The 13,560-nt window shown below is 65.3% G+C and carries 2 protein-coding genes; both read left to right on the top strand.

Annotated features, from left to right (window positions below; all coding sequences use genetic code 11):
* Positions 1–53 precede the first annotated feature (53 nt).
* Positions 54–788, top strand: coding sequence for an alpha/beta fold hydrolase (locus RGM2987_RS12745; protein WP_245141554.1), 735 nt, complete (start codon positions 54–56; stop codon positions 786–788).
* Positions 789–1,076: 288 nt separating this feature from the next.
* On the top strand, positions 1,077–13,559 hold the full coding sequence (locus RGM2987_RS12740; protein ID WP_245141552.1) for a non-ribosomal peptide synthase/polyketide synthase: 12,483 nt from the start codon (positions 1,077–1,079) through the stop codon (positions 13,557–13,559).
* The last annotated feature ends 1 nt before the right edge of the window (position 13,560 follow it).

Genomic DNA, 13,560 nt, shown 5'->3' with positions numbered 1-13,560 from the left:
GCTATGTTGCAGCTTCGTTATCTTTCATACACGACCGATCGGAGAAAACCGCAGTGACCCAACTGACCCTGCTGTGCCTGCCTTATTCCGGCGCCAGCGCGATGGTGTACAGCCGCTGGCGGCGTAAATTGCCGTCATGGATGCAGGTCCAGCCGGTAGAGCTGCCGGGGCGCGGGGCGCGCTTCGATGAGCCGTTGCAGACCGACATGGCGGCGTTGGCGCTGCAACTGGCCCGGGAGCTGCGGCCGACGCTCCAGGCGCCGTATGCCTTGTTCGGTCACAGCCTGGGTGCGTTGCTGGCCTGTGAGCTGGCCCATGCCCTGCGGGAACTGGGTTGCCCGCCGCCACTGGCGCTGTTTGCCTCGGGCACCGCGGCGCCGACCCTGCGGGCCGACTACGACCGGGAGTTCGCCGTGCCGAAAACCGACGCCGAGCTGATCGACCAGTTGCGCACCCTCAACGGCACCAGCGAGGAGATCCTGGCCAACGAAGAGCTCATGGCGCTGACCCTGCCGGTGCTGCGGGCCGACTTTCTGCTGTGCGGACGCTTCCAGCCGCGCCTGCGAGCGCCCCTCGATTGTCCGGTGCACGTGCTCGGCGGCACCACCGACAAGGCCACCACCGAGCAACTGATGGGCTGGCGCCGGGAAACCACCGGCAGCTTTTCCCTGGACATGCTGGCCGGTGGGCATTTTTTCATCCATGAGCACGAGGCCCGGGTGCTGCGGCTGATCAAGGATCAGTTGAGCGGGCACCATCGGCGCCATGGCCTGGCGGCCAGCGCTTGACTCCCTGATTCACCCAGCCCCGCTGTTGTGGCGAGGGGATTTATCCCCGTTGGGTTGCGCAGCAGCCCCAAAACCTGTCGGTCTTCGGATCCGGTTTCCTTCCAGAAGGACTGCTTCGCAGTCCAACGGGGATAAATCCCCTCGCCACAGGTTTTTCTGTGATCTGTCCTGTATCGGGATGCTCTTCCTGATACCCATTCCCAACCGCTAATTTTTCCGGTCTGCATTCGTTTTATAGGGACGACTTGCCTCTGTGCCTTGTGCCCACTGATTCCGGATACCCCAGAAATGAATGCTGAAGACGCCTTGAAACTCGCTCGCCGGTTTATCGGGTTGCCCCTGGAAAAGCGCCGTATGTTCCTGGCGGCCCTGGACAAGGAGGGCGTGGACTTCAGCGGTTTTCCCATTCCCCAAGGCGTCGAGGCCGAGGATCGCCAGGCCCTGTCCTATGCCCAGCAGCGCATGTGGTTTCTCTGGCAGTTAGAGCCCGAAAGCGGTGCCTACAACCTACCGGGAGCGGTGCGGCTCAAGGGCGTTTTGAACCTGCCGGCGCTGGAACAGGCGTTCGCCAGCCTGGTGGCCCGTCATGAAACCCTGCGCACGGTGTTCCAGCGCCAGGCTGACGACAGCCTCCAGCAAGTGCCGTCCGACAGCGTGCTACGCATTGCCCATCAAGACTTCAGCGCCTTGCCGGCGGATGAACGCGAGCAGGCGGTTCGCCACGCCGCCAGCGAGCAGTCGATGCGTCCCTTTGACCTGTCCAGCGGTCCATTGCTGCGAGTCGAGTTGCTCAAGCTCGACGACGAAGAACACGTGCTGTTGCTGACCCTGCACCACATCGTCTCCGACGGCTGGTCGATGAACGTGCTGATCGACGAATTCATCCGCTACTACGACGCCTTTGAAGCGGGGCTTGTCCCGCAACTGCCTGAGTTGCCGATCCAGTACAGCGACTACGCCCTATGGCAGCGGCGCTGGCTGGAGGCCGGCGAGCAGGCGCGGCAACTGGCGTACTGGCAAGCGCAACTGGGCGATGAACATCCGGTGCTGGAGCTGCCGATCGATCACCCGCGCCCGGCCATGCCGAGCTATCGCGGTACGCGCTACGAATTCGCCGTGGCGCCGGCGTTGGCCGAGCAACTGCGCAGCACGGCCCAGCGCCACAACATCACCTTGTTCATGCTGCTGCTCGGCGCGTTCAACGTGCTGCTGCATCGCTACACCGGCCACACCGATATCCGCGTCGGCGTGCCCATCGCCAACCGCAACCGGGCGGAAACCGAAGGGCTGATCGGCTTCTTCGTCAACACCCAGGTGCTGCGCAGCGAGCTCCATGGCCAGACCCGTGTCGACGAACTGCTGCGCTCGATCAAGCAAGCAGCCCTCGGCGCCCAGGCCCACCAGGACTTGCCATTCGAGCAACTGGTGGAAGCCCTCAAGCTTGAGCGCAGCCTCAGCCACACGCCGCTGTTCCAGGTGATGTACAACCACCAGCCACAGGTCGCCGACATCGCCAGCATCCGCACCGCCTCGGGGCTGGAGCTGTCGATGCTCGAGTGGCAAAGCCGCACCACGCAATTCGACCTGACCCTCGACACCTGGGAGAAGTCTGGCAAGTTGCACGCGGCGTTGACCTATGCCGACGATCTGTTCGACGCGAGCACCATTGAGCGCATGGCCCGGCACTGGACACACCTGCTGCAAGGCATGGTCGCCGACACCCAGGCATTGGTCGGCGAATTGCCGTTGTTGGCCGACGACGAATACCAGCGCCTGATCCACGACTGGAACCCGATGCACCCGACGTTTGAACAAAGCCTGTGCATCCATCAACTGATTGCCCGCCAAGCCGATGCCACACCGGACGCCCTGGCGGTGACCTTCGCCCATACCCGATTGAGCTACAGCGAACTCGACGGTCGCGCCAATCGCCTGGCCCACAAACTGATCGAACTGGGCGTGGGACCGGAAGTGCGGGTGGGCGTGGCGATGCCGCGTTCCGAACAGCTGCCGGTTGCCTTGCTGGCGGTGCTCAAGGCCGGTGGCGCCTACGTGCCGCTGGATCCGGATTACCCGGCCGAGCGCGTGGCCTACATGCTCGACGACAGCCGCGCCCGGGTGTTGCTGACCGAGCAGGCGGTCGCGGCGACGTTGACCGTGCCTGAAGAGACTGCGGTGTTGCTGCTCGATCAGATCGACTTGACGCGGTATCCGCGGGCTTCGCCGGACACCACGGTCACACCGGACAACCTCGCCTACGTGATCTACACCTCCGGCTCCACCGGCCAACCCAAGGGCGTGGCGATTGCCCATCGCAACGTGCTGGCGCTGATCGACTGGTCCGCTTCGGTCTACAGCCGTGACGACATCCAGGGCGTGCTCGCCTCGACCTCGGTGTGCTTCGACCTGTCGGTCTGGGAGCTGTTCGTCACCCTGGCCAACGGCGGCTCGCTGATCATCGCCCGCAACGCCCTGGAGCTGCCGCAACTGCCGGCCCGCGATCAGGTACGGCTGATCAACACCGTGCCCTCGGCCATCGCCGCGTTGCAGCGCAGCGGCGAGATCCCCGCCAGCGTGCGGATCATCAACCTGGCCGGCGAGCCTTTGAAGCAGAGTCTGGTTCAAGTGCTGTACCCCTGTGGGAGCGAGCCTGCTCGCGATAGCGGTGGATCAGACAATTCAGTATCCACTGACAGGACGCCATCGCGAGCAGGCTCGCTCCCACAGGTTTCACAGGGCCCGCAGGTTAACGGTGTCGAGCACGTCTACGACCTCTACGGCCCCTCGGAAGACACCACCTATTCCACCTGGACCCGGCGCACGGTCGGCGGTACGGCGAACATAGGCCGGCCGCTCAAGCACAGCGCCGCCTACCTGCTCGACGCCGACCTGCAACCGGTGCCGCAGGGCGTCTCGGCTGAGCTGTACCTGAGCGGCGCGGGCATCACCCGTGGCTACCTGGGACGCGCGGCGATGACCGCCGAGAAATACCTGCCCAGTCCGTTCTCCAAAACCGGCGAACGGCTGTATCGCACCGGCGACCTGTGCCGTTATCGCAGCGATGGCGTGCTCGAATATCACGGCCGTATCGATCATCAGGTGAAGATCCGCGGCTTCCGTATCGAGCTGGGGGAAATCGAAGCGCGGCTGCTGCAACAATCCCAGGTGCGCGAGCTGGCCGTACTGGCCCAGGACACCGAGCACGGCCCGCAACTGGTGGCGTTCATCGTGCCGAACGATGCCAGCGTGCTGGCGGAGGTCGAAGCCCAGGTGCAACTGCGCGAAACCCTCAAGGCGGCCCTGGGCGAGCATCTGCCGGACTACATGGTGCCGGCGCACTTGCTGTTCCTCGCCAGCCTGCCGCTGACCCCCAATGGCAAACTCGACCGCAAGGCCTTGCCGGCGATTGACGGCAGCGCCCAGCAGCGTGAATTCATCGCCCCTCAGAGTTCGATGGAAAAAGCCCTCGCGGCGATCTGGCAAGACGTGCTGAACCTCGACAGCATCGGCCTGGAGGACAATTTCTTCGAGCTGGGCGGCGACTCCATCGTCTCCATGCAAGTGGTCAGCCGTGCGCGGCAGGCCGGTATCGCGCTCAATCCTAAATCGCTGTTCCAGCACCAGACCCTGCGCAGCCTGGCGCTGGTGGCGCGCCAGGGCGACAGCCACCCGGTCGCGCAAGGGCCAGCCAGCGGCAGCGCACCGTTGACGCCCGTGCAGCATTGGTTCTTCGAGCGTGACATTCCTGAGCGTCAGCACTGGAACCAGTCGTTGTTGCTGGTGCCGCAGGCGCCGCTCGATGTCGCGGCGCTGGACACGGCCCTGACCCGACTGACCGAACATCACGACGCCCTGCGCCTGCGCTTCGCCCAAGTGAACGGCCAATGGCAGCAGGCCTATGCCGAACCCTCGGCGGACAGTCTGTTGTGGCAACGCCAGGCAACTTCGCCGGAACAACTCAACGCCCTGTGCGACGACGCCCAGCGCAGCCTCGACCTGGAAGACGGGCCGCTGCTGCGGGCGCTGCTGGTGGACATGGCCGACGGCAGCCAGCGCCTGCTTCTGGCGATCCATCACTTGGTGGTGGACGGCGTTTCCTGGCGCGTGTTGCTGGAAGACCTGCAAGATTTCTACGCCGCGTTGCAGGGCGGCCAGCCGATCCAGCCACCGGCCAGGACCAGCGCCTATGGGCAATGGTCCGCGCAGCTGCACGGCCATCTCGACCGCTTCATGGACAGCCTCGACTACTGGCGCGCCCAGGCGAAAACACCTGCCGATAATCTGCCGTGCGATTACCCCGACATCTCGCTGCTGGCGTGCGACGAACGCAAGGTCCAACTGCGGCTGGACGCCGAGCGCACGCGCCAACTGCTGCAACAGGCGCCCAAGGCCTACCGCACCCAGGTCAACGACCTGCTGTTGACCGCCCTGGCGCGCACAATCTGTCGCTGGACCGGTCAGGACAACACGCTGATCCAGCTGGAAGGCCATGGCCGTGAAGACCTGTTCGACGGGCTGGACCTGACCCGCACTGTCGGCTGGTTCACCAGCCTGTTCCCGGTCAGTCTGCGTCCTGCTGCGCAGCTGGGTGCATCGCTCAAAAGCATCAAGGAACAACTGCGCGCCGTGCCGGACAAGGGCCTGGGCTACGGCGTGCTGCGTTACCTGGGCGAACCGTCGGTGCGCAGCGAACTGGCGGCCTTGCCGGCGCCACGCATCACCTTCAATTATCTGGGCCAGTTCGACCGGCAGTTCGACGATGCTGCGCTGTTCGTGCCGTCCAGCGAAGGCAGCGGCGCGGCGCAGCATGCCCGGGCGCCACTGGCGAACTGGCTGACGGTGGAGGGCCAGGTCTACGGCGGCGAGCTGTCGTTGAACTGGGGCTTCAGCGAGCGGATGTTCAAACGCCAGACCATCGAGACCCTGGCCGCCGACTACCTCGCCGAACTCGACGCGCTGATCGAGCATTGCTGCGCCCTCGAAGCGCCGCAGGCGACCCCGTCGGATTTCCCGCTGGCGCATATCACCCAGGCGCAACTCGACAGCCTGCCGGTCGCGGTGGGGCAAGTCGACGACCTCTATCCGCTGTCGCCGATGCAACAAGGTTTGCTGTTCCACACCCTGTACGAGCAGGCGGCGGGGGAGTACATCAACCAGTTGCGGGTGGACGTCCAGGGCATCGATCCGCAGCGTTTTGCCGCAGCCTGGCAAGCCACCCTCGACGCCCAGGACATCCTGCGCAGCGGCTTTGTCTGGCAGGGTCTCGAACAACCGTTGCAGATCGTTCTGCGCCAGGTCGGGTTGCCCTTCACGGTGGTGGATTGGCGCGGGCGCGAGGAGCTCGCCGAGGCCTTGAACCAGCGTGCCGACGCCGAGCGCCACCAGGGCTTCGACCTGGCCCGGGCACCGCTGCTGCGCCTGGTGCTGGTGCAGACCGGCGCTGACCGCTGGCACCTGATCTACACCCATCACCACATCCTCATGGACGGCTGGAGCAATGCCCAACTGCTGGGCGAAGTGCTGCAGCGCTACAACGGCCAACCGCCAGCGGCCAATGCCGGGCGCTATCGCGATTACATCGGCTGGTTGCAGCGCCAGGACGCGCAACGCAGCGAGGCGTTCTGGAGCGGCCAGTTGGCGATGTTGCAGGAGCCGACCCGGTTGGCGCGGGTTGTGTCCACCGACGCTGTCCAGAGCGGCAGGGGCGATTATCTCCAGACCCTGGAACTGCCTCGCACCCAAGCCCTGGCCCAGTTTGCCCGCCAGCAGAAAGTCACCCTCAACACCTTGGTGCAAGCGGCGTGGCTGCTGTTGTTGCAACGCTACACCGGCCACGACAGCGTCGCCTTTGGTGCCACCGTGGCCGGGCGCCCGGCGGATCTGCCTGGCATCGAGCAACAAATCGGCTTGTTCATTAACACTCTGCCGGTGATCGCCGCGCCGCGTCCGGATCAATCGGTGGGTGCCTGGCTGCACACGGTACAGGCGCAGAACCTGAGCCTGCGGGAATTCGAGCACACGCCGTTGGCCGACATCCAGCGCTGGGCCGGGCAGGGCGGCGAGGCGTTGTTCGACAACATCCTGGTGTTCGAGAATTACCCGATTGCCCAGGCCTTAAAGGATGGCGCCGGGCAAGGAGCAACGTTCGGCGAGGTCTCTCATCTGGAGCAAACCCACTACCCGCTGAGCGTGGCCGTGACCCTTGGCCAGACGCTGGCGCTGCATTACAGTTTCGACCGGGCGCACTTCAGCCCCGAAGCGATCGAAGGCATCAGCCAGCATCTGGGGCAGTTGCTGGAGCGTTTCGCTGAATCGGCCACGCGCAATCTGGGCGAAATCGCCCTGGTCAGCGCGGCAGAACAGGCCCATCAGCAGGCCGCCAACCATCCGCAGCCGTACCCGACCGATATCGCCGTGCATCAGCGCATCGCCCACCTGGCTGCGTTGAAACCCCAGGCCACGGCGGTGATCTTCGACGGGCAGCGATTCAGCTATGGCGAGATCGACCGCCGGGCGAACCAGTTGGCCCACGCCTTGATCGGCCAGGGCGTCGCTCCGGAAACCCGGGTCGGCGTGGCGTTGCCGCGCAGTGAACAGGTGATCGTTGCGCTACTGGCGGTGCTCAAGGCCGGCGCAGCCTATGTGCCGCTGGACATCAGCTACCCCCGTGAACGCCTGGCGTACCTGATCGAGGATTCGGGGCTGACGTTGTTGCTGACCGATTCCACCCTGTCGGCGCAGTTGCCCCTGGAGCGTGCTGCCCGAGTACTGGAGCTCGACAGCCTGGATCTGAGCCGCCAACCGCTGGAAGCACCTCAGGTCAAGGTCGATCCGCAAAACCTGGCGTACGTGATCTACACCTCGGGCTCCACCGGCAACCCCAAGGGCGTGAGCGTGGCCCACGGTCCGCTGGCGATGCATTGCCAGGCCATCGGCGAACGCTACGAAATGCGTGACAGCGATTGCGAATTCCATTTCATGTCCTTTGCCTTCGATGGCGCCCATGAGCGTTGGCTCACCAGCCTGACCCATGGCGCATCGTTGCTGATCCGTGATGACAGCCTGTGGACCCCGGCACAGACCTTTGATGCCATGCACACCCATGGCGTGAGCGTGGTGGCATTCCCGCCGGTGTACCTGCAACAACTGGCCGAACATGCCGAGCGCGAAGGCCGTCCGCCGAAGGTGCGCATCTACTGCTTTGGCGGCGACGCGGTGCCCAACGCCAGTTTCGAGCGGGTCAAGCGCGCCCTGGCCCCGGACTTCATCATCAACGGCTACGGCCCGACCGAAACCGTGGTCACCCCGCTGATCTGGAAGGCCGGCCGTGACGTGACCTGCGGCGCCGCCTATGCGCCCATCGGCAGCCGCATCGGCGACCGCAGTGCCTACGTGCTGGACGCTGACCTGAACCTGCTGCCCCAAGGCATGGCCGGCGAGCTGTACCTGGGCGGCACCGGCCTGGCCCGCGGCTACCTGAACCGTCCGGGCCTGACCGCCGAGCGCTTTGTCGCCGACCCGTTCAGCCGCCACGGCGGCTTGCTGTACCGCACCGGCGACCTGGTGCGTCAACGCGCCGATGGCACTTTCGATTACCTGGACCGCATCGATAACCAGGTGAAGATCCGCGGCTTCCGCATCGAACTGGGCGAAATCGAAGCCTGCCTGCAAGCCCTGGACGGCGTGCGCGAAGCGGTGGTGGTTGCCCAGGAAGGCGCTGCCGGCAGCGGCAAACGCCTGGTGGCCTATGTGGTGGCTGACGCGCCGGCCACTGCGCCCGATGGGTTCGCCGAGCACCTGCGCGCACAGCTCAAGGCGACACTGCCGGCGCACATGGTCCCGGCGTACTTGTTGATACTCGAACGCCTGCCGCTGACCCCCAACGGTAAGCTCGACCGCAAGAACCTGCCCAAGCCCGACGCCAGCCAGTTGCAGCAAACCTACGTGGCCCCGCGCAATGCCGTGGAACAACGACTGGCGGACATCTGGCAGGATGTGCTCAAGCTCGGCCAAGTCGGTCTGCGGGATAACTTCTTCGAACTGGGCGGTGACTCCATCGTCTCGATCCAGGTGGTCAGCCGCGCCCGTCAGGCCGGCATCCATTTCACTCCCAAGGATCTGTTCCAGCACCAGACCATCGAGGCGTTGGCCAGCGTGGTACAGACCGGCGGATCACAGCCAGCGGTCGACCAGCAACCGGTGACCGGCGAAACCGCGCTACTGCCGATCCACCAATGGTTCTTCGCCCAGGCGATCCCCGACCGCCACCATTGGAACCAGTCGGTGATGCTCAAGCCAACCCAGGTGTTGGACGCCTCGCTGCTGGAGCAGGCCTTGCACGCCTTGGTCGCCCACCACGACGGTTTGCGCCTGGAGTTCAGCGAGCAGGGCAAAGGTTGGACCGCGCGCTATCGCGACGTGCCAGAACAGGGCGCCGAGAGCTTGCTCTGGCAGGCCGACGTGGCTGATCTCGACGCGCTGCAAGCCTTGGGCAACCGGGCCCAGCGCAGCCTGCAATTGCACGGCGGCGCCTTGCTGCGGGCGGTGCTGGCGAACCTCGCCGATGGTTCGCAACGCCTGTTGCTGGTGGTCCATCACTTGGTGGTGGACGGCGTGTCCTGGCGGATTCTGTTCGAAGACCTGCAAAACGCCTATCGCCAGCTTCTAGCCGGGAAAACCGTTCAGTTGCCGGCCAAGACCCACGCCCTCAGGCGCTGGGCCGAAGCATTGCAGGCCCATGCCGCCAGCGCCGCGTTGCAAGCCGAGTTGAGCTTCTGGCAGCAGCAGTTGCAGGGCGCCGACGCCGCATTGCCTTGGGACAATCCCCAGGGTGGGCAGCAGCATTGCCAGGCCCGGGTGATCCGCACACGGCTGGACAAATCCCTGACCCGACAGCTGTTGCAGCAGGCTCCGGCGGCTTATCGCACCCAGGTCAATGACCTGCTGCTCACGGCTCTGGCGCGGGTGATGGTGCGCTGGACCGGTGACGACAGCGTGCTGGTGCAACTGGAAGGCCATGGCCGTGAAGAGCTGTTCGCCGAGGTCGACCTGACCCGCACCGTCGGTTGGTTCACCAGCCTGTACCCGGCTCGGTTGACCCCGGCCGCCGACCTCGGGGCCTCGCTGAAGCAGATCAAGGAACAACTGCGCGCCATCCCCGACAAGGGCATCGGCTTCGGCGCCCTGGCGCACCTGGGGGATGAGCAGGCGCGGCAAACGCTGCGGGCCTTGCCGACGCCGCAACTGACCTTCAACTACCTCGGTCAGTTCGACGCCAGTTTCAATGGCGCCGCCGACGCCTTGTTCGTGCCCACCGGCGAAAGTGGCGGTGAAGAGCTGAACCTGCAAGGCCCGCTGGGCAGTCCGCTGGCCTTGGACGGCAAGGTCTTCGACGGCGAGCTGGACCTGAGCTGGACCTTCAGCGGCGCGCTGTTCGACAGCGCGACCATCCAACGCCTGGCCGATGACTACACCCAGGAACTCAGCGCGCTGATCAGCCACTGCTGTGATGACCGCCACCGCGGCGTCACACCCTCGGATTTCCCGTTGGCGCGGTTGACCCAGGTACAGCTGGACAGGCTGGTGCCGCAACCCCAGGCCGTGGACGATGTGTATCCACTGTCGCCGATGCAACAGGGCATGTTGTTCCACAGCCTGCTTGGGCAGGGCGCGGGCGACTACATCAACCAGATGCGCCTCGATGCCGAGGGGCTGGATCCGCAACGTTTCCGCGCCGCCTGGCAGGCGGTGGTCGATGCCCATGACATCCTGCGCAGCGGCTTTGTCTGGCAGGGCGACCTGGAGCAACCGCTGCAAGTCGTGCAGCGTCAGGTCGACGTGCCGTTCCGGCTCCTCGACTGGCGCGAGCAGCCTGATTGCGCTGGCGCGCTGCAAACCCTCGCCGATGAAGAACGTGACCTGGGCGTGGATCTGGGCTGTGCGCCACTGATGCGCCTGGTGCTGGTGCGCACCGGGCCGGCTCGGTATCACCTGATCTACACCAACCATCACATCTTGATGGACGGCTGGAGCAGCGCGCAGCTGCTGGGCGAAGTGTTGCAGCATTACCGTGGCGAAGCGGTGCCGCGTCCGACGGGCCGTTATCGGGACTACATTGCCTGGCTGCAGCGTCAGGATGCGGCGCTGGGCGAACGGTTCTGGACCCAGCAACTGCGTACGCTGGAGGAGCCGGTCCATCTGGCCCAGGTGTTTGCGCGCCCAGCAACGACGGCTGCGGCGACTGCCTACGCTCACCATCACCTGCAACTGGACGCCACGCAGACCCGGCGTCTGGCCGAGTTCGCCCGGGCCTCGAAAGTGACCGTCAATACCCTGGTGCAAGCTGCCTGGCTGTTGCTGTTGCAGCGCTACACCGGCAAATCCTGCGTGGCGTTCGGTGCGACGGTGGCGGGGCGTCCGGCGGACCTGATCGGCGTCGAGGGCCAGATCGGCCTGTTCATCAACACCTTGCCGGTCATCGCCAGCCCCCGTGCAGAACAGTCGCTGGGCGACTGGTTGCAGCAGGTACAAGGGCTGAACCTGGCCTTGCGCGAGTTCGAGCACAGCGCGTTGTTCGATATCCAGCGCTGGGCCGGGCTGGGCGGTGAGGCGCTGTTCGACAACATCCTGGTGTTCGAGAACTACCCGATCTCCGAGGTCCTGGCACAAGGCGCGTCGGAGCGCATGCGCTTCGGCGCTGTGGATAACCTCGAACAGACTCATTATCCACTGACACTGCTGGTCAGCCTCGGCGAGCGATTGGCGGTGCAGTTCAGCTACCAGTGCGCCAGTTTTGCCCAGGATTCGGTCGAGCAGATCGGCCTGCACCTGCAACGACTGCTGGTGCAAATGATCGACGCCGGGCAACGTCCCCTCGGTGAGCTGAGCCTGCTGGATCCGCAGGAACTTCAACAACAGCTGCACAGCTGGAACGCAACCGCGGCGGATTACCCCGCTGAGCGCTGCATCCACCGCTTGTTCGAGGCCCAGGTCCGGCGGACCCCGGACGCCCCGGCGCTGGTGTTTGCCGGGCAATCGCTGAGCTATGCCGAGCTCAACACCCGGGCCAATCGTCTGGCCCGGCGTCTGTTGGAGCGCGGCGTCGGCCCCGATCAGTTGGTGGGGATCGCCCTGGACCGGGGCGTTGAAATGATTGTCAGCTTGCTGGCGGTGCTCAAGGCCGGTGGTGCCTATGTGCCGCTCGACCCGCAATACCCGGCCGACCGCCTGGCCCACATGATCGAAGACAGCGGCCTACAATGGCTGTTGACCCAGGCGTCGGAGTTGCAGCGGCTGTCGATTCCGGACGGGGTGCAGACCTTGCTAGCCGCTGCGCTGGATGACCCGTTCGACGGCGCTTCGCCTGTAGATCCACAGGTGCAGGTCGAGGGAGACAATCTCTGCTACGCCATCTACACCTCCGGTTCCACCGGCAAGCCCAAGAGTGTGATGGTGCGCCATGAGGCGCTGGTGAATTTCGTCAGCAGCATGGTTCGTGAACCGGGCCTGTGTGCCCGTGACCGGGTGCTGTCGCTGACCACGTTCTCGTTCGATATTTTCGGCCTGGAACTCTACGGCGCGCTGCTCAGCGGTGCCTGCGTGGTGCTGGTGGACCGCCAGACTGCGCACGATCCGCAAGCCTTGTTGCAGACCATCGAGCGGCAACAGGTCAGCGTGGTCCAGGCCACGCCCTCGACCTGGCGCATGTTGCTCGACCATCCGGCGGCGGCCGCGCTCGCCGGGCGCAAGTGCCTGTGCGGCGGCGAAGCGCTGGCCGAGGACCTGGCCGAACGCTTGCTCGCTGTCGGCGGCGAGGTCTGGAACCTCTATGGCCCGACCGAAACCACGATCTGGTCGGCGGCTCATCGGCTCACCGAAGAGCAGCGCCTGCCATGCCTCGGCCGGCCGATTGCCAACACTTCCCTGTACATCCTTGGCGAACACTTCGCGCCGAATCCGGTCGGCCTGAGCGGTGAACTGCTGATCGGCGGCGACGGCCTGGCCCGGGGTTACCACGCCCGTGCGGCGCTCACCGCCGAGCGCTTCCTGCCGGATCCGTTCGGCAACGGCACGCGCCTGTATCGCACCGGGGACCTGGCGCGCCAGCGTGGCGACGGGGTCATCGAATACCTCGGTCGGCTCGACCATCAGGTGAAGATCCGCGGTTTCCGCATCGAGCTGGGGGAAATCGAAGCCTGCCTGCTGGCCCAGGATTCGATCCGCGAAGCGGTGGTGGTGCCGCAACCTGGGCCGGGCGGCATGCAACTGGTGGCTTATCTGATTGCCGCCCAACCGCAGGCTACCGAGCTCGCGCTGCTGCGCGAAACACTCAAGGCGCAGCTCGCGCCATTGCTGCCCGACTACATGATCCCGGCGCAGTGGGTGCTGCTGGAGCGGTTCCCACTGACGCCCAACGGCAAGCTCGACCGCAAGGCCTTGCCGCAGCCGGACGCCACGCAGCGGCTGCGCGCCTATGCAGCGCCCGAAGGCGCGCTCGAACAGAGCGTCGCGGCCATCTGGCAAGACGTGCTCAAGCTCGAACGGGTAGGGCGCGACGACAATTTCTTTGAACTGGGTGGGCATTCCCTGCTGGCGACGCAAGCGACGGCGCGCCTGCAAATGGAACAAGGCGCCGCGGTGCCGCTGGACTTGCTGTTCAGCACCGCGTCGCTGGCCGAGTACGCCGAACGGCTGACGGCCCACCTGACCCCTCACTCCAGCGAAGACCTGAGTGAGATGCATGATTTCCTGGCGGACCTGGAGACCCTTTGAA

The organism is Pseudomonas sp. RGM2987, from assembly GCF_022952855.1.
GTDB lineage: Bacteria > Pseudomonadota > Gammaproteobacteria > Pseudomonadales > Pseudomonadaceae > Aquipseudomonas.
The sequence above is the reverse complement of the archived record's forward strand: the minus strand, read 5'-3'. Positions and strand labels throughout refer to the sequence as shown.